Source organism: Mycobacterium sp. HM-7 (genome assembly GCF_053852335.1).
The window spans coordinates 2,527,606-2,545,388 of record NZ_CM132657.1 but is presented as its reverse complement, the minus strand read 5'-3'; the positions used below and the strand labels follow the sequence as shown (position 1 = coordinate 2,545,388).

The following is a 17,783-nucleotide window of genomic DNA, read 5'->3' as shown; positions in this document are numbered from 1 at the left end:
GGTTTACGGCCGCGGCGTCGCGGCCGCCTGTTCGAGTTGCAGGATGGCCGCGTCCACCATGGTCTGGATGATTTCGCAGGTACTGAAATCGCTCATCCACAGATGCGGGGTGTCCGTGCGGTGCAGCATCGCCACGCCGTGCAGTGCCACCGACAGCGCCGCGGCCACCCGCTGCGCATCGGGACCCGGCTCAGAGTCGGGGTCCATGCCGCCGGCGGCCAGCAGGCCGCGCGTCACGACCTGAAGAGCCTGGCGCGCCGACGGGGTGATCTCGTCGACCTTCACCATCAACACGTATCGCAATGGAAAACGTTGGGCGAAAGCGACATACGCGCGGCAGCCGAGCAGTAGCCGCTCACGCTGCGTCTTGCCGCCCGGTACCTGCTCGGCGATGTCCTGGCGGACCTGGTCCCAGCTCAGCTCCGCGACGGCCGCCAGCACGTCCTCACGGCTGTCGAAATGGGCGTACACCGACATGTTGGAGATGCCGGCCTCGCGCGCGATGCTCCGCAACGACACCTCGTTGGTGGACTCCGACGAGTCGACGACCCGAATCGCGGCTGCCAGGATTTCGTCGCGCAGCAGTGCGCCCTGTCCTCGCACATTCCGCTGCCGTGTCGACCCCGCCATGCCTTCACCCTAATCGCCGTCGGTGACCAGGTGTGATCGTCGCCACCGCACTCTAACTATACATGCGTATACATACGGTCGTATGGTGCTCCTCATGAACTGGTTGCTCAAGACCGCGCAACGCGGCTGGGTGTTGTTGACCGTTGCCGGTGTCGTGACGGTCGGGGGCTTCATCATCGACCGCTTCCACGGCGTGTTCGGCAGCCAGCATTCCGCCGAATCCCACACGGACAACATCGTTTCCACGATCCCGAAGTACGTGACGTACGAAGTGGACGGACCACCCGGCACCACCGGCATGATCAGCTACGTCGACGAGAGGGCCCAGCCGCAGCAGGAGCGCTTCACCGCACTGCCGTGGTCGAAGACCCTGACCACGACGGTGCCGAGCGTGTTCGCCAACCTGGTCGCCCAAGGCGACAGCAGCCGCCTGAGCTGCCGGATCACCGTCAACGGTGAACTACGCGACCACCAGGCTGCCGAGGGCGCATCGGCGACGACCTTCTGCCTGGTGAAGGCAGCATGAGCGGCCAGCACAGCACCCGCGGCGGCTATCCCCGCCTCGTCCGCATCCTGTCGGTGCCGATCATCCTCATCTGGCTGGCAGCCACCGCCGCCACCAACCTGCTGGTGCCCAAACTGGAAGTCGTCGGCGCGAACAACGCCGTCTCCCTCTCGCCGCAGGACGCCCCGTCGGTCATCTCGATGAAGCACATCGGCACCAAGTTCGGTGAATTCGACTCCGACAGCGTCCTGATGATCATCATCGAGTCCGACCAGACGCTCGGCGACACCGCACGCCAGTACTACGGCGATCTGGTCCACCAGCTCGAGCAGGACACCACGCACATCGAGCACGTGCAGGACTTCTGGGGCGACCGCATCACTTCCGCAGGCTCCGAGAGCGAGGACCACAAGGCGGCCTATGTCCAGGTCAACCTCCGCGGCGACCAGGGGTCCACCGAGGGCGTCGAATCCGTCGACGCGGTCCGGCACATCGTCGACCGCAGCCATCCACCGGCCGGGGTGAAGGCCTTCGTCACCGGTCAGGCCGCCCTGGTTGCCGACACCAACGAGGCCGGCGACAAGAGCATGGTCAAGATGACCGTGGTGACGCTCGTCGTCATCGCCGTGATGCTGTTGGTCGTATACCGATCCCTCGCAACAACATTCATCGCTCTGCTCGTCGTGCTGACCGAGATGAGCATGGCCCGCGGGCTGGTCGCCGTACTGGGCAACGCCCAGTTGATCAGCCTGTCCACGTTCGCGGTCAGCGTGCTGACCGCGCTGGCGATCGCCGCAGGCACCGACTACTGGATCTTTCTGGTCGGCCGCTACCACGAAGCCCGCAATGCCGGTGAAGACCGGGAAACCGCCTACTATTCAACGTTTTCCAGTGTCTATCACGTGATCCTCGGCTCGGGCCTGACCATTGCCGGCGCCATGATGTGCCTGCTGTTCACCCGGTTGAACTACTTCAACACCCTGGCCCTGCCGTGCGCGACCGCCATGGTCGTCATCCTGGTGATGGCGCTGACGTTCGCACCCGCCGTGATGGTCGTCAGCACCCACTTCGGGTTGCTGGACCCCAAGCGGGCCAACAAGACCCGCGGCTGGCGTCGCGTCGGTACCGCCGTCGTCCGCTGGCCCGGACCCATCCTGGTCGCGGCCACCGCCGCCGCGCTGGTCGGGGTCCTGGCCCTGCCCGGGTACCGCACCAATTACGACAACCGCTTCTACGTGCCCGCCGACGTGCCATCCAACATCGGTTACGCGGCCGCCGAAAAGCACTTCACCTCAGCACGGATGAACCCGGACATGCTGATGGTCGAAGCCGATCACGACCTACGGAACTCCCGGGACATGCTGGTCCTGGACCGGATCGCGAAGAACATCTTCCGGGTACCGGGTATCGCCAGGGTGCAGAGCATCACCCGGCCGCTCGGCCCGCCCATGGAACACGGCTCGGTGCCGTTCCAGATCAGCGCTCAGGCCGTCTCGATGAACGAGAACCTGCAGTTCCTCAAGGCCCGTCTCGGCGACGTGCAGACCATGACCGACCACCTCACCTCGATGATCGGCATCATGCGGCACATGCACGACCTCAGCGTGCAGCTGGCAGACGCCACGCACGCCGGCGATGTTGCGGCACAGGATATGTCGGCCACCACCGCCGAGTTGCGCGATCAGATCGCCGACTTCGACGACTTCTTCCGGCCGCTGCGGAACTACTTCTACTGGGAGCCGCACTGCTTCGACATTCCGGTCTGCCATGCCCTGCGTTCGGTGTTCGACGCCACGGACGGCTTCGACCGACTGGCCGACAACACCAAGGCGCTGTCCGACGCGATGGGCAAGCTCGATGTGGTGACGCCGCAGATCGCCGCGCAGCTACCACCGCTGATCAGCCTGTCCACCGACGTCCGCGATCTGATGCAGACCATGCGCAGCACCTTCGACGGCATGGTCACCCAGATGGAGCGCATGACCGACACCGCGGCGGCCATGGGCCAGACGTTCGACGACGCGAAGAACGACGACATGTTCTACCTACCGCCAGAAGCGTTCAGCAGCCCCGACTTTCAGCGCGGCATGGAGCTCATGCTCTCCCCCGACGGCAAAGCCGCCCGCTTCATCGTCACCCATGACGTGGATCCCGCCACCCTGGAGGGTATTTCGCACGTCGACGCCGAGCTGCAGGCCGCCAAGGAGGCCGTCAAGGGCACGCCGCTGGCGAGTGCGAAGTTCCACCTGGGTGGCACCGCCGCCACCTACAAGGACATCCAACAGGGGGCGCACTACGACCTGCTGATCGCGGCCCTGGCCGCCATCATCCTGATCTTCGTGGTGATGCTGCTGATCACCCGGGCGCTGGTCGCGTCGATCGTCATCGTGGGCACCGTGGTGCTGTCCCTCGCCGCGTCCTTCGGCCTGTCGGTCCTGATCTGGCAGTACTTCCTGGGCGTCGAGTTGCAGTGGCTGGTGATCGCCATGTCGGTGATCGTGCTACTGGCCGTCGGCTCCGACTACAACCTGCTGGTGGTGTCCCGCTTCAAGGAAGAGATCGGCGCGGGCCTGCGCACCGGACTGATTCGCGCCACCGGCGCCACCGGCGGTGTCGTCACCGCCGCGGGCCTGGTGTTCGCCTTCACCATGATCTCGATGATCGCCAGCGACTTGCGGTCGGTCGGACAGATCGGCACCACGATCGGGCTCGGTCTGCTGTTCGACACCTTTGTGGTGCGCTCCCTGATCACCCCATCGATCGCGGCGCTGCTCGGACGCTGGTTCTGGTGGCCGTTGAAGGTCCGCACGCGCCCCGCCCGCACCACGCAAACCGTAAGCACAACAACGGAATTGGAGATGGCATGACGCCGCATCCCTTCACCGACCTGACCACCGTCGCCGCAGTCGATGCCGGCATGTTCACCGCCACCATCGACGACCGGTGGACGATCGGTCCCAAGGTGCACGGAGGCTGCATGATGGCGCTGTGTGCCGCCGCGGCCCGACAGAGCGTTCCCGACGCGGCCGACCTGGCCCCGATCGCCTTGAGCGCCAACTATCTCAACGCACCCGATCCCGGCGAGGTCCAGCTCAGCACCACCATCCGCAAGCGCGGCAGGCAGGTGAACCTGGTCGAAGTCGAGCTCTCCCAACGCGGGCGGGTCGCCGTCACGTGCTCGGTCGCGCTGGGGCAGCTCGACGCGAAGCCACCGCGCCACCAGGTTCCGCTGGCGGCGAGCACGATGGCAGTCGAGCCACCCACCGACGCGGTTCGCGTCACGCCGGACCACGCCGTCGGGCAGGTGGTCCATGTAGCGCAGGGCTGCGACATGCGTCTGGACGCCGCGACACCGTTCCTCACCGGCACAGAAGGGGACCCGGTCACCCGGATATGGTTGCGCCCCTTCGCTTCCGATGAAGCTGATCCGGATACCGCCCTACTCTTCGCACTGATGGCCGGCGACATCACACCGCCGGTCACGATGAACCGTGGGCTTTTCGGGTGGACGCCGACGGTCCAGCTGACCACCTATCTGCGCCGCCGGCCGGCGCCCGGGTGGTTGCGAGTGATGGCAAGTTCCACCGTCATCGGCGACACCTGGTTCGAGGAGGACCACCTCATCGTCGACGCCAACGGCCAGGTGGTCGTACAGAGTCGACAAATGGCAATGCTGCCGCTGGGGTGCTAACCCCAGCAGCAGCATCGTCACGGTCAGTACGCGGACACCGCGTTCTCTGAGACCCAACGCTTTTCAGCGTCAGAGCCCATCGGAGGCGGGATCAAACCGTTGATCATCCAGAGATCCTCGCTGGTCTCATCGACGTGGAACTCCCAGTGCGGGTTGTCATGCGCTTCCAGGTACGGGCTGAGGATCGCCTTGATCCAGTGGGCAATCCGATGGCGATGCTCTTTGTCGGCGGCGCGCCGGGCGATGTGGTCGATGACCACCCGCAGCCCGACGTCGGTCTGCTCACCGCCGACATACAGGTCGCCCGAGCGGGTTTCGTTGAACATCACGACGACGTAGAACCGCGGCAAACCGGCCTTCTCGTAGTGATCGGTGATGCGGCCTGCCAGCTCACGCTTATCCTCTGCGGTGAAGAAGTCCGGCGTGTGGTGAATGGTCCACAGCGGCATGCTTGTTCAGACCGCCATCGCGAAGGTCAGGTCCTCCACGGGACCGGACAACGCAGACTTCACGCCCACCGACACGTCATCGGCCAGTATCTCGACCGCGCCCGCTTCCAGTCCGTCGATGATGCGTGTCGCGATGTCTACCGCCGTCGTCTTCGGGCCCGGGATGTCTGCAACCATCTCGGTCTCGATCAGTCCGGCGTGCACACCGACCACCTGCGTGCCCTGTGCGGCGAGCTCACCGCGCAGCGAGTTGGTGACCGACCAGATCGCGGCCTTGGAGGCGCCATAGGCCGCGCTTCCGGCCACCCACGAGAGCACCGAGTGCATGTTGACCAGGGCCCCGCCGCCATTCGACGCGAGGATCGGGGCGAAGGCCCGAGCCACCCGCAGCGGCCCGAACACGTTGATGTCGAAGGTCGCTTCGATATCGTCGAAGCCGCCGGTCAGCAGCGAGCCGGGCAGCAGGATGCCCGCGTTGTTGAAGATGATCTCGGCGTCCGATGCGAGCTCAGCGAACGCGGAAACCGATGCCTCGGAACGTACTTCGAGTTCAAGCGGGACCACTTCGGGGCGTTCGTCGGTGAACGACGAGCGGCCTGTCGAGTAGACCTTGCGCGCGCCCCTGGCCAGCAGCTCGTCGACGAGGGCGGCACCCAGGCCCCGTCGACCGCCGGTCACCACAACCACCTTGCCTGCCACTGCGACCATCTGAACCACACTCCTTGCTGAATAACGATGCCGTTACTAAGATGGAAGCACGGATATCTGAGTAACGCAAGCGTTATCCAAAAAAGGGGGTGTGATGGAGTTCGAAGAGAAGCTGCGCGACCGCCAGTGGTCGATCGGCAATGGCTGCTCGGTCGCCAAGCTGCTGGACCTGCTCAGCACCAAGACGGTATTCCTCGCTGTCCGCGAAAGCCTCTTCGGGACAACACGATTCGAAGACTTCGTCGAGCGGATCGGGACGTCGGCGCCAGCGGTGTCGCGCGCCCTCAAGCAGTTGGAGACGTCCGGACTGATGGTTCGGGTGCCGTATCAGGAGCCCGGCAAACGCGCCCGCGATGAGTATCGGCTGACCGAAGCCGGTGAAGACCTCCTGCCGGTATATCTGGCGATGAGCCAGTGGGGCGACAAACACCTGCAGAAAGGCGGCCGGGGCCCGCTCTGCTTCGTCGACCGGGAGTCCGGCAATCGGGTTGGCGTGATCGTCACCGATAATCTAGATACTGCCACCGTTTCCGCAGGTGACATCGAAATCAGGCAGAACAGGCAGTGACCTTTGCCCGTCCCGGAATCAGCAAGCATCACGTGGCCGTTGGAGATGAAATGACTGCGCACCCGTTCACCGACCTCACCGCCGTCGCCGCGGCGGGCGATGGCACCTTCACGGCCACCATCGACCCGGTGTGGACGATCGGTCCGAAGGTGCACGGCGGCTGCATGATGGCGGTGTGTGCCGCGGCCGCGCAGCAGGCCAGCGGTTCAGAATCAGAGCTGGCGCCGGTTGCCGTGAGCGCCAACTACCTGAACGCCCCCGACCCCGGTGAAGTGCAGCTGACGACGACGGTCCGCAAGCACGGGCGCCAGGTCGCGCTGGTCGACGTCCAGCTGTCGCAGAATGGCCGCGCGGCGGTCAGCTGTGCCGTGACGCTGGGCCCGCTGGACGCCAAGCCGCCGCGCTACCAGGAATCGCTCGGGGTGTCCTACCTGCCCGTCGAACCACCCGCGGATGCGGTGCCGGTGACCGCCGGCCATTCGGTCGGTGCGATTGTGCACGTGGCGCAGGGCTGCGAGTTCCTGCTCGATGCCACTACACCATTCCTATCCGGCGAAGAAGGCGACCCCATCAACCGAATGTGGTTGCGGCCCTTCGCTGATGACGAGGCCAATTCGGACACCGCCCTGCTGTTCGCATTGATGGCGGGCGACATCACGCCCCCGGTCACCATGAATCAGGGGCACTTCGGCTGGACCCCCACAGTGCAACTCACCACCTATGTTCGTCGGCGGCCGGCGCCGGGCTGGCTGCGGGTGCAGGCCAGTTCGACCGTCGTCGGCGAGACGTGGTTCGAGGAGGACCACGTCATCCTCGACTCCACCGGTCAGGTTGTCGTGCAGAGCCGACAGTTGGCGATGCTGCCGCGCGGTTAGGCGCCCAGTTCCACCAGCTGAGCATCGCCCTGGATCGTCGAGAACTGTTGCCACCATACCCAATCGGTGATCGCTGCCCGCAGGTCGGCCGCGTACGGCGCGGTGTAGGCGCGGTACAGCGCAGCCGATTCCTGTAGCCGGCCGTAGGCGGCCAGCTTCTCCAGGTGCGCGGTCCGATAGGTCTCACCCGTCGTCTGCATCAGCGGCCGAATCGATTCCATCCACGCCTTGCCGATGACCGCAGGGTCCGGCGGGACCAACTGAACAGGCTGCGGCGGCAGAGCCTCATGCAGCTGCGCGTCTGGCCACTCCGCCAGCTTCGCCGCCGCCTCGGGTGCGATGACCTCCAAGCGGGTGCGGCCCTTCATCAGGCCATCCGTCGGAATATCCTCCGGCGGAATGACTTTCGTCTGCAGGCTGCCGGCGAACGGCTGCACTTCCTGCTCGGTGCCGATGACCACTTTCAGTGTCTTCTCGTGGAAGGTGCACCACGCCTGCAGCGCGACGAACGGCTCACGAACCCAGCGGCCGCGCTGACCGGCCGGGACGCGCTCGTCGGCGCTGACGAAGATGACCTGCGACGGCAGGCACATCCCGTCCGGAATGAACGACACCCCATAGGAATTCGCGGCGATGATCTCGCCATCGGTCGTCACGCCGACCGCCCACACGAAGTTCCATGCCATCGGCGGGATCGACGGCGGCGCGTGCAACGCGGCCGCGATCCGCTCGGCGAACTGCACATCCGCGTCGCCCGCAGACTTACGCACCAGACCGGCCCGCGCCGCGGCGGCCATCGCGTCACGCTCGGCGCGCGCCGCCGTCACCGGGATCGGCGCCGCCGCAGCGGCGTTCTGCTGCTGGTTGGCCGACATCGGTGCGACGCCTGGACCTGCACCTGCGGCACCTGTAGCCGGCGCTGCGACTGGCGCGGCAGGGGACGGCGTCGGGGCCGGACCCAGCGGAGCGGCCGGTGCCGCGCCCGCCGGTGCACCCGTCGGCGGCGCCGCCGCGGTGCTCGCCGACGCCTGGGACACGGGTGCCGCACCCGCGCCGCCGGTGCCGGTCGCTGCTCCACTTGCAGCCGCGGTACCGGACGCGGCTGGGGTCTGCGTTGCTGGGTCGGGAGTCGCGAGTGACGCGGCATTCGCCGCCGCGGCCAGGGGCTGTGTCGGAAGTTGGCCGAACGGGTTCTTCGGAGTATCCGGCGCCTGCTGGCCGGTCGGCTGTCCTGTGCCTTGTCCCGTGCCTTGGCCTGTGCCCTGCTGTCCAGACCCTGGACCGCCTGGGGTTCCTGACGGACCGCCTATGGCTGCACTGGAGGCAGACGACGTCGAGGGCGAACCGGTCGATGTCGTCCCGGACGGCGCTGAACGTGAACCCGGTGTCCCTATCGCCGGGTTTATGCCGCCAGCGGGAGCCTCATTCCCACCGGGAGGCCCCCCATCGGGAATATTTGAAGGCACCGCCCGGGGCAAGACTTTGCCCGGGGTACCACCGCCGGAATCACCGGCGCGGTCGCCCTGTGCGGCCGGCGGCGGGTTGGGGACCGTCTTGGTTGGCTGGAGCCCACCTGCTCCACCACTATCGCCTTCGGCGTTCCCATGACCGGTCGCGGGCGGACTTTTCCCGGCGTCTGTCGACGTAGACCCACCTGCCCCGCCACTATCTCCCAACCCTTCACCCTGGCCGCCACCTGGACTCGCGAGACCGCCCCGCGATCCCGGTGTCGGTACGGCACCCGGAGGCAGGGGATTCTGAATAGGCGGCGGAGGAGACGGCATCTCGCCCTTTGCTCCGGGTGTACCGGAAGGAACATCCAACTCCTGAGCTAGCCCAGCAGCGCACGCCGCGACCGCTGCGGTGTTCTCGGCAAGGCCTGCAGCCACCAACGACTGGATCGACTTAATGAACGTCACGGCCGTGTTGAAGAATGAATTGGCTCCGGCCGCATCCCCCGACCGTGCTGCGGCGCAGCCAGCGGTGAGCATTTGAAGGGCTGCCTGCGCGAATATCTTGCAGACCCGCTCGGTAGTCTCCGCGGTGTTGTTGACCGCGTGCTTCGTCTGCACTACCGCCGCCTCGGCACGAAACACCTTTCGCGCCGCAGCGTAGACAGCGGCACAGGCATCCCCATACGAACCAAGAACACCGCTCGCCGAATCCATCGCAAGTCGACCGGCCTCGCCTTGCCAGTCAGCTAGCTCCATCCGCTGCCGCGCATGGTGCGGAATCACCTCGCCGTCGAGGCGATCCCCCAAAGACATGAGTCGCACGGCCATATCGTTCAGTGCATTCTCATCAATATCCGGAAACGCAGGGCCCTCGACCGTCTTCGGGCCGTAATCACCTGGGCTAAAACGCGGAATTGCCATGGGTCACCACCCTTCTCCGCGATACTCCGGGATCACGAAAAGCTCCTGGTCGACAACGCTGCTTCGGTTCCTTGTTCGAAGAACTAGGCCAACTCCTGACACATGACCGCTGATTCTCACCCTGCCGCATACTTGCAAGCGCCTAGCAGTACTCCGGGCGCCCTCTGACCGGCTGCATAGATATCTTGATCACTGGGTTGATAAGTCTGCAAAGACTGGACATACGTCCGCCGATATTGCACTCCGAGTTGAATGAAATCCTGAACCACGGGATTCGCACTTGTACGAGCCAATTTTTCCAATGAGTCTGCGGTTGAACTCATCACTGGGACGACCGCATCCGTCAGCACCTGCTGCTCTGCAGACCAATTGCCGACAGCAATTTGGGGATCGGTGTTCACCCAATTTTTAAACGCCGGACTCAATAGCAATTGATCAATAGTTGCAGAAATATCCGAGCAGACAGCGTCGGGAGTATTGAACATGCGCTGCGGATTGGACAAATCCCCAATAGGGGCGATCGAACTTGGTGGCGCCGGAGATGGAACCAGAGCCGCCCGAGCTACGGCCGAACCTGATGTAATGGCCGCACAGACAGCCATGATGGTGTTCTCCGCAGTCGATCCGGCGCGCGCCAGGTTATCGTCGCGAGCTGTGTAGGTGGGGATGCTATCGGCATAGGCGCGCAGATACGCAGTAAATTGCCCATAAAGCTCACGCATCACCCTGTGGGTGGTCATTTTAGCCAGTGGCACCGCCTGATCGGCGGCCTTGCGCATAGCCTTTCCTACCGCGTCATATTGAGCTCGAATTTCCGGCGTCCAGGACGAAGCCGGAATGGCTGGATCGCGTTGTAGCCAACCCTTGTTCTCGACGTCATACAAAGTGTTATTAACCGGCGCCCATGGCGCACACGATGGGTCTTCCGTGATGACGCCGACCGGCCCGGTGTCGTTTGCGCTCGCGACATCCGATGCTGCAGCTGAAGTGCTGCTGCCGCCACCGCCGCCGTTGCTGTCACCGCTGTTCTTGGTGCATGACACCGCCACCACGGCTGTCACAGCGATCACCGCAACCAAGGACACCGCACCGATGGCCCACTTAGCGGCGCCGCCCTTTTTCGGCGGAACCGGAGCCGGCCACGGCTGCTGAGGCGGACCCCATTGCCCACCCGGTCCCGGCTGGCCTGGCCAGCCACCCGGCTGCTGCGGCGGGGGCGCACCCCACGTCGGCGGTTGCGTCACAGATCGCCCTCCCTCAGAACTTCACAACGCAAAACAGTCAAGATCGAAAATTACACATCAACCGCGGGATTGGCGGCATGGCGGCCGGAGCGCGGCGCAGGCGTGGTAGGCGGAACCGGTGCGCTGGGACCACTGGACGGACCCGCGGCAGCGTGCTTCTTGTCGGCTTCGGGGTCCTTCTTCTCCTCGGGCTTCTCGTCGCGCTTCTCCTCGCGGGCCTTCTCGTCGCCCGGCTTACGGTCCTCCGGCTTCACCTGTTGGCCGGCTGCCCCACCGACTGCGCCGGCGCCGGCATCGCCGGGCTTGCCACCGTCTTTACCGGCCTGGCCAGCCAGCTGTTGGACCTGCTGCCCGATCTGCTGGGCAGCCTGCATCGCGGTCTGCGGCACCGAGCCCAGCGCCTGCATGGCCTGAGCGGGCGCCTGGAACGCCTGCATCGCCATGCCCATCATCTGGCCAAACTGGCCTATGCCGCCGTCCGCGCCGCCAGTCTTGCCTGCGCCGGATGCGGGATCCAGATTGGCACTGGCCTTCTGGATCGTCTGCGCGCCCGCTTCGTCCCCGCTCTGGTATGCAGCCTTCGCTGACGACACCTTGCCCGCAAATTCATGATCTTTGGCCTGCGCCGCCGCGACTTTTTCGTTCGCACCGTCGACCAAGGTCGGCAGGTATGAGGAAAGCATCAGGCTAACTGGGTCGGCCTTAGCGGGGATGTTCACGGCCTCAGCCGGCTTCACCGTGCCAGCCGACCACGACATAGTCTCGAGATCGATACTCAAATGCTCGCTCAACGCGTCCACCCCCACTTCTGGACAGTCCCGCATCTGAGATTACCCGCACCACCAACCCCAGTCCTGCACCAATCTCGCGCAGCACTGAGCACGAGTTTGCTCAGATCACGAGCGGCAGCAGAAACCAGTGCTAGGCGGCCGAAGTCACGCGGTAGACGTCGTACACACCCTCGACGTTGCGCACCACGTTCAGCACGTGACCCAGATGCTTCGGATCACCCATTTCAAAAGTGAAGCGGCTGATCGCAACTCGATCGTTGGACGTGGTGACCGATGCCGAGAGGATGTTGACCTTCTCGTCGGCCAGCACCCGGGTGACGTCGGAAAGCAGTCGGTGCCGATCCAGCGCCTCGACCTGGATGGCCACCAAAAACACCGATGACGGTGACGGCGCCCATTTCACGTCGATGATGCGCTCGGCCTGCTGCTGCAGCGACGCGGCGTTGGTGCAGTCGGTCCGGTGGACGCTGACGCCACCGCCACGGGTCACGAAACCCATGATGTTGTCGCCAGGTACCGGTGTGCAGCACTTTGCCAACTTGCACAGCACACCGGGTGCGCCCGGAACCGCCACGCCGACATCGTCGTTCGTGCGGCGCCGCACCGGCATGGTGGCCGGTGTCGACCGTTCGGCAATCTCGTCGGCGGCGTCGTCGTCACCACCGAGCGTGGCGACCAGCCGCTGTACGACGTGCCGGGCCGAGACATGTCCCTCACCGACAGCGGTGTACAGCGCCGAGACGTCCGCGTACCGCAGCTCCCGCGCGAGCGCGGCCATCATTTCGGCGTTCATCAACCGCTGCAACGGCATTCCGCCGCGGCGCACCTCACGCGCGATGGCGTCCTTACCGGTCTCCAGTGCCTCTTCGCGGCGTTCCTTCGCGAACCACTGCCGAATCTTGGCCTTCGCGCGCGGCGACACCACGAACGTCTGCCAGTCGCGTGACGGTCCGGCGTTCTGCGCCTTGGAGGTGAAAACCTCGACGACTTCGCCATTTTCGAGCTTGCGCTCCAGCGCGACCAGTCGGCCGTTGACCCGGGCGCCGATGCAGCGGTGCCCGACCTCGGTGTGCACCGCATACGCGAAGTCGACGGGCGTTGACCCGGCCGGCAGTGTGATCACGTCACCCTTCGGCGTGAACACGAAAATCTCTTGCACGGCAAGGTCGTACCGCAGCGACTCCAGGAACTCACCTGGGTCGGCAGCTTCCCGTTGCCAGTCGAGCAGCTGACGCATCCACGCCATGTCGTCGATCTCGGTGGCGTGCCCGCCCGCCGGTAATCCGTTGCGGCCCTTGGCTTCCTTGTACCGCCAGTGCGCAGCGATGCCGTACTCCGCGGTGCGGTGCATGTCGATGGTGCGGATCTGCACCTCCAGCGGCTTGCCCTCGGGGCCGACGACCGTCGTGTGCAACGACTGGTAGACGCCGAACCGGGGCTGGGCGATGTAGTCCTTGAACCGCCCGGCCATCGGCTGCCACAGCGAGTGCACGACGCCGACGGCGGCGTAACAGTCCCGGATCTCGTCGCAGAGGATGCGCACACCGACCAGATCGTGGATGTCGTCGAAGTCGCGGCCCTTGACGATCATCTTCTGGTAGATGGACCAGTAGTGCTTCGGCCGGCCTTCGACCGTCGCGTTGATCTTCATCGCGAGCAGCGAATTGGCGATCTCGGCACGGACTTTCGCCAGATAGGTGTCGCGGGACGGCGCCCGGTCGGCGACCAGCCGCACGATCTCCTCGTACCGCTTGGGGTGCAGGATCGCGAAGGACAGGTCCTCGAGCTCCCACTTGACGGTGGCCATTCCGAGGCGATGAGCAAGCGGCGCAATGACTTCCAGCGTCTCGCGCGCCTTGCGGGCCTGCTTCTCCGGTGGCAGGAACCGCATGGTGCGCATGTTGTGCAGCCGGTCGGCGACCTTGATGACCAGCACGCGGGGATCGCGCGCCATGGCGATGATCATCTTGCGGATGGTCTCGGCCTCGGCGGCCGACCCCAGCACCACCTTGTCCAGCTTGGTGACACCGTCGACCAGGTGGCCGACCTCGGTGCCGAACTCGGCGGTGAGCGCCTCGAGCGTGTAGCCGGTGTCCTCGACGGTGTCGTGCAGCAGCGCGGCCACCAGCGTCGTGGTGTCCATGCCGAGCTCGGCCAGGATGTTGGCGACGGCCAGCGGATGGGTGATGTACGGGTCACCGGACTTGCGCAGCTGCGGCGCGTGCCGCTCCTCGGCAATGTCGTAGGCGCGCTGCAGGATCGCCAGGTCGGCCTTCGGGTAGTACTCCCGGTGCACCGCGACCAGCGGCTCGAGGACGGGGTTGACCAGGCTTCGCTGCGCGGTCATCCGGCGGGCGAGCCGGGCACGTACGCGCCGGGATGCGCTGACGGTGCCTTTGGCGGCCTCCAGTGACACCCCCGGCGGCGGCTCGGGCGGCGCCGACTGGACCTGCGTCACCTTGTCGTCAGCCAACGCCGCACACCTCCTACACCTGGTTTGTCGAGAATAGACCCTCAGACTAAGTACAGGCTGGTGACCGGTAGCGGTTCCAAGACATCGCGTCCACCCAGGCCGTTCAGCTCCAGCACGACAGCGGCCGCCGTCACCGTCGCACCTGCCGCCTGCAGCAGACGGACCGTCGCAGCAACCGTTCCGCCGGTAGCGAGTACGTCGTCTATCACGACAACGCGCCGGCCGGTCAGATCGATCCCGTCGGCAGGTATCTCCAGCGTGGCTGTGCCGTACTCCAGTGCGTAGGACTGAGTGTGTACCGGCGGCGGCAACTTCCCGCCTTTGCGGACCGCCAGGACGCCGGTACCCAACCGGGTCGCGACGGCGGCGCCCAGCAGGAAGCCGCGGGCATCGATGCCGGCGACCAGGTCGACGCCGTCGGCCACCTCGGCCAGCGCGGCCGTCACCGCCGCCAGCCCGCGGCCGTCGGCGAGCAACGGCGTCAGATCCTTGAACTGGATGCCGGGCTCCGGGAAATCCGGTACCTCACGGACCAGTTCGGCGAAGAGGGTGTTCAGGTCGGTCACTTGCTCCCCCAGCGGTCCATGTTCCAGCCGGCGCCCCACCGCGTGGGGTTGGCACGCACCAACGTCAGGTCTTTCGTCACCAGCAGTGTCCGCTGCTGGCGGTACAGCGGCAAGGTCGGCACGTCGCCCCACAGCACGCCGGCTCCCTCACCGAGCAGACGCGCCTGTTCCTTGGGATCGGTGGTCACGGCAAGTGCGGCGATGACGCCGTCGACGCGTTCATTGGCATAGCCCGACAGGTTGTTGCCGTTACCACTGTGCAAGGCGTACGAATCCACCACCGACGAACCGCTGGAACTGCTGCCCGCAGCTCCCCCGCCGCCGGAGAGGAGTACGTCGATGTCGTTGGCCCGCAGGCTTTGTGCGCCCACCGTCGGCGAGGCCACCTCCTGCACGGTGATGCCCGCAGCGGCGCACGATTTGGTGATCGCGGCGACCGCCGAGGCCAGCCGGGCATTCGGCCCGCGATACCCGATCCGCACCGTCAGGGGCTGATTGCCTGCCGCAGCGCGCGCCCCGTCCACATCGGCGGCACCGAATTGCCCACTTGCGTCGACGTTTTCGGCCACCACCAGGGAATCGTCCGAAGCGGTGTTCAGGCGGGCGTTGCTGACGTAAACGCCGACCGCGGCGGCGATGGCGTCCCGCGGCGTACACAGCGCGACGGCACGCCGCATACCGGGATCGGCCAGCGCGCCCTGGGCGCCGAAGATCAACTGCTGAATGTCATCGGACGCGCTGTCCGTGCGCACGTAGCTCGTCGGCACATCGTCCTTGCCGATAACTCCGGCGGCGATGTCGACGACCTCAACCTTGCCCGATTTGATCCGGCTCGCGATATCGGCACCGCGGGGCGACACCGTGATCTTGTCGATCACCGGCTTGGCGCCCCACCATTTGTCGTTGGCCGCCAACGTGATCGAGCCGTCCTTGGCCACCGACGCCAGCTTGTAGGGGCCGGCCGATGGGAACCGCTTGAGGTCCGCATCGGGCTTCAGATCCCACGTGGTGTTCCAGGCTTCGGCGATCTTCTCGATGGTCGGCGCGTCGCCGCTCTGCAGCGCCTTCGTCACGCCGCCGTCGCCGAGCCCGAGCGTGTCGTCCAGCACGTGCGCCGGCAGCAGAGACGTCGCCGCGAACAGTTGCCCGTAGTCGGTGATGTCACGGTCGCGGACGAAAGTGACCCTGGCTCGCTTCTGACCCGGGGTGCAGTCGACGACCGCCACGTCGCTGTACCCGGCGCGGCTGGCCGCGTCGAACGCCGGGAACTGCCCCGACTGCGCGGCCCAGGCCAGCACCATGTCGTCACACGTGACCGGCTTGCCGTCCGAGTAGACGGCACTGTCGTTGATCTTGTAGTCGAGCGTCAGCGGAGCCCGACCCATCACCGAGACGGTGCCGAAGTCGCGGTCGGCGACCACCTGCCCGTCGGGCCCACGAAAGTTGAACCCGGTCTGCACCCGCGAAAATGCCTGCGGCGCACCAGAAGCCGCGCCGATGACGGAGGCGGTGTTGTAGGTAGGCAGCGCGCCGTCGACCACGTAGTCGACGGCGTCAGCCGCACTGTCACAACCGGACAGGCCGAAACCGGCCACCAACATCACCGCACCGGCCAAGGCGGTTCGGCGGAACCGGGCGGGCATCGAGGGCTAGCCCCGGGCGTTTCGCTTACCCGACGGCTTACCGGTGGGCCGCAACGGCTTGGCCCCCGGAGCCGGCTTTTCCGGTGCATCCACCGCACCGACGGTCACCTCGTCGCCGCTGGTAACTCCCCGCTCGATCGAAGACTTGCGGCGGTTGAGCACCCGGCGGGTGTGGTTCTTCACCAGGTCGGTCCGCTCGCGCATCGACACCAGCAGCGGAGTGGCGAAGAAGATCGACGAGTAGGTACCGACGATGACACCGACCAGCTGCACCAGCGCCAGGTCCTTGAGCGTGCCCACGCCCAGCAGCCACACCGCGACCACCATCAGCGAGATGATCGGCAGTGCCGAGATGAGGCTGGTGTTGATGGACCGCATGAAGGTCTGGTTGACCGCCAGGTTCGCCTGCTCGGCGAAGGTCCGGCGGGTCGTGTGCTCGAAGCCGTGGGTGTTCTCCTCGACCTTGTCGAACACGATGACGGTGTCGTACAGCGAGAAGCCGAGGATCGTCAACAGACCGATGACGGTGGCCGGCGTGACCTCGAACCCGACCAGCGAGTACACGCCCGCCGTGCTCACCAGGTCGAAGGCCAGCGAGGCCAGCGCCGCCAGCGCCATGTAGCGCTCGTAGCGAATGGTGATGTAGATCGAGACGATGACGATGAACACCACCAGCGCGATCAGCGCCTTCTTGGTGATCTGATCACCCCAGGTCGATGACACGGCCGAGTCGCTGATCACGGCCTTCGACGCCTTGCCGTCCTCGCCCTTCGGCTGGAACTCGTCGAACAAGGCGTTGCGCACCTTGTCGGTATCGGCCGTAGAAAGCGTCCCCGTACGGATTTGCAGGGTGGCCGAGTCGCCGTTGCCGACGCGAACCACCGACTCCGGAGCATGGCCGAGCGTCTTGTTGAAGACGTCCTCGACAGCCTGCGGCGTGGCGGTGGTGGAAACGCCCACCACCGGCATCGCGATCTTCGTCCCGCCCTCGAAATCGATACCGAAGTTGAAACCACGGATCAGGATGCTGGCGATCATGACCAGCATGATCACTCCGCTGATCGCGTACCACATGCGGCGCTTGCCGATGACCTCGAAGGCGCCGGTGCCGGTGTAGAGGCGGACGAAGAATCCGTGCCGCGGCAGGTTGCCGCCCTGTTCAGCGGCAGCGGTCTCCTCGATCTCGGTGGCCGAATCTTCTTCGGTCGCAGCCGATTCGGTCAGTTCCAGATCGGTGTCGTCAGTTGAATGCTTCGACATGTCGG

Annotated in this window: 15 protein-coding genes; 5 read left to right on the top strand and 10 right to left on the bottom strand. The window is 65.6% G+C overall.

Annotated elements, in window-relative coordinates:
* Positions 1-3 precede the first annotated feature (3 nt).
* The gene (locus ACWW1C_RS12300; protein WP_455983683.1) at positions 4-630 is read right to left on the bottom strand and encodes a TetR/AcrR family transcriptional regulator; all 627 of its coding nucleotides are present in this window, start codon (positions 628-630) and stop codon (positions 4-6) included.
* A gap of 94 nt (positions 631-724) precedes the next feature.
* On the opposite strand from ACWW1C_RS12300, the gene ACWW1C_RS12295 reads away from it, so the two are divergent.
* From ACWW1C_RS12295 to ACWW1C_RS12285, 3 genes are read left to right on the top strand one after another with little or no spacing between them, the layout of a single operon-like run.
* On the top strand, positions 725-1,156 hold the full coding sequence (locus ACWW1C_RS12295) for an MmpS family transport accessory protein (protein WP_455983682.1): 432 nt from the start codon (positions 725-727) through the stop codon (positions 1,154-1,156).
* Positions 1,153-4,002, top strand: a complete 2,850-nt coding sequence (locus ACWW1C_RS12290; RefSeq protein ID WP_455983681.1) for an MMPL/RND family transporter — start codon at positions 1,153-1,155, stop codon at positions 4,000-4,002. The genes ACWW1C_RS12295 and ACWW1C_RS12290 overlap by 4 nt, the downstream gene beginning before the upstream one ends.
* The gene (locus ACWW1C_RS12285; RefSeq protein WP_455983680.1) at positions 3,999-4,826 is read left to right on the top strand and encodes a thioesterase family protein; all 828 of its coding nucleotides are present in this window, start codon (positions 3,999-4,001) and stop codon (positions 4,824-4,826) included. Before ACWW1C_RS12290 ends, ACWW1C_RS12285 begins: the two co-directional genes overlap by 4 nt.
* 23 nt (positions 4,827-4,849) lie before the next feature.
* On the opposite strand, the gene ACWW1C_RS12280 is transcribed toward ACWW1C_RS12285, so the two are convergent.
* Both ACWW1C_RS12280 and ACWW1C_RS12275 read right to left on the bottom strand, forming a co-directional pair.
* Positions 4,850-5,275: a tautomerase family protein gene (locus ACWW1C_RS12280; RefSeq protein WP_455983679.1), complete on the bottom strand. Its 426-nt coding sequence runs from the start codon at positions 5,273-5,275 to the stop codon at positions 4,850-4,852.
* A gap of 6 nt (positions 5,276-5,281) precedes the next feature.
* Positions 5,282-5,983 (bottom strand): SDR family oxidoreductase, encoded by a 702-nt coding sequence (locus tag ACWW1C_RS12275; protein ID WP_455983678.1) that lies wholly within the window; start codon positions 5,981-5,983, stop codon positions 5,282-5,284.
* A 94-nt stretch (positions 5,984-6,077) separates the two neighbouring features.
* Between ACWW1C_RS12275 and ACWW1C_RS12270 the strand changes: the two genes are divergently transcribed.
* Together ACWW1C_RS12270 and ACWW1C_RS12265 are read left to right on the top strand one after the other, a co-directional pair.
* Positions 6,078-6,551 carry a winged helix-turn-helix transcriptional regulator gene (locus ACWW1C_RS12270; protein WP_455983677.1) on the top strand — a complete coding sequence of 158 codons (474 nt, stop codon included), beginning with the start codon at positions 6,078-6,080 and terminating at the stop codon, positions 6,549-6,551.
* Positions 6,552-6,601: 50 nt separating this feature from the next.
* Complete coding sequence (locus tag ACWW1C_RS12265; RefSeq protein ID WP_455983676.1) at positions 6,602-7,426, top strand: thioesterase family protein; 825 nt, start codon at positions 6,602-6,604, stop codon at positions 7,424-7,426.
* Here ACWW1C_RS12265 and ACWW1C_RS12260 read toward each other — a convergent pair.
* From ACWW1C_RS12260 to secF, 7 genes are all read right to left on the bottom strand, one after another.
* The gene (locus tag ACWW1C_RS12260; RefSeq protein ID WP_455983675.1) at positions 7,423-8,463 is read right to left on the bottom strand and encodes a secretion protein EccK; all 1,041 of its coding nucleotides are present in this window, start codon (positions 8,461-8,463) and stop codon (positions 7,423-7,425) included. The genes ACWW1C_RS12265 and ACWW1C_RS12260 overlap by 4 nt on opposite strands.
* A gap of 1,454 nt (positions 8,464-9,917) precedes the next feature.
* On the bottom strand, positions 9,918-10,862 hold the full coding sequence (locus tag ACWW1C_RS12255; RefSeq protein ID WP_455983674.1) for a hypothetical protein: 945 nt from the start codon (positions 10,860-10,862) through the stop codon (positions 9,918-9,920).
* Between the two features lie 233 nt (positions 10,863-11,095).
* Positions 11,096-11,836, bottom strand: a complete 741-nt coding sequence (locus ACWW1C_RS12250) for a hypothetical protein (protein WP_455983673.1) — start codon at positions 11,834-11,836, stop codon at positions 11,096-11,098.
* A gap of 130 nt (positions 11,837-11,966) precedes the next feature.
* Positions 11,967-14,309 (bottom strand): RelA/SpoT family protein, encoded by a 2,343-nt coding sequence (locus tag ACWW1C_RS12245; protein ID WP_455983672.1) that lies wholly within the window; start codon positions 14,307-14,309, stop codon positions 11,967-11,969.
* A 41-nt stretch (positions 14,310-14,350) separates the two neighbouring features.
* Complete coding sequence (locus ACWW1C_RS12240) at positions 14,351-14,875, bottom strand: adenine phosphoribosyltransferase (protein WP_455983671.1); 525 nt, start codon at positions 14,873-14,875, stop codon at positions 14,351-14,353.
* Entirely contained in the window at positions 14,872-16,518 is a 1,647-nt protein-coding gene (locus ACWW1C_RS12235; RefSeq protein ID WP_455983670.1) for an ABC transporter substrate-binding protein, read from the bottom strand. Before ACWW1C_RS12235 ends, ACWW1C_RS12240 begins: the two co-directional genes overlap by 4 nt.
* Before the next feature lie 6 nt (positions 16,519-16,524).
* Positions 16,525-17,778, bottom strand: a complete 1,254-nt coding sequence (gene secF, locus ACWW1C_RS12230) for a protein translocase subunit SecF (RefSeq protein WP_455983669.1) — start codon at positions 17,776-17,778, stop codon at positions 16,525-16,527.
* Between the last annotated feature and the right edge of the window lie 5 nt (positions 17,779-17,783).

Coding starts and splice junctions, on each gene's coding strand:
- ACWW1C_RS12275 (WP_455983678.1), bottom strand. CDS start 5,983: ATGGTCGCAGTGGCAGGCAAGGTGGTTGTGGTGACCGGCGGTCGACGG.
- ACWW1C_RS12300 (WP_455983683.1), bottom strand. CDS start 630: ATGGCGGGGTCGACACGGCAGCGGAATGTGCGAGGACAGGGCGCACTG.
- ACWW1C_RS12280 (WP_455983679.1), bottom strand. CDS start 5,275: ATGCCGCTGTGGACCATTCACCACACGCCGGACTTCTTCACCGCAGAG.
- ACWW1C_RS12265 (WP_455983676.1), top strand. CDS start 6,602: ATGACTGCGCACCCGTTCACCGACCTCACCGCCGTCGCCGCGGCGGGC.
- ACWW1C_RS12285 (WP_455983680.1), top strand. CDS start 3,999: ATGACGCCGCATCCCTTCACCGACCTGACCACCGTCGCCGCAGTCGAT.
- ACWW1C_RS12270 (WP_455983677.1), top strand. CDS start 6,078: ATGGAGTTCGAAGAGAAGCTGCGCGACCGCCAGTGGTCGATCGGCAAT.
- ACWW1C_RS12295 (WP_455983682.1), top strand. CDS start 725: ATGAACTGGTTGCTCAAGACCGCGCAACGCGGCTGGGTGTTGTTGACC.
- ACWW1C_RS12290 (WP_455983681.1), top strand. CDS start 1,153: ATGAGCGGCCAGCACAGCACCCGCGGCGGCTATCCCCGCCTCGTCCGC.
- secF (WP_455983669.1), bottom strand. CDS start 17,778: ATGTCGAAGCATTCAACTGACGACACCGATCTGGAACTGACCGAATCG.
- ACWW1C_RS12235 (WP_455983670.1), bottom strand. CDS start 16,518: ATGCCCGCCCGGTTCCGCCGAACCGCCTTGGCCGGTGCGGTGATGTTG.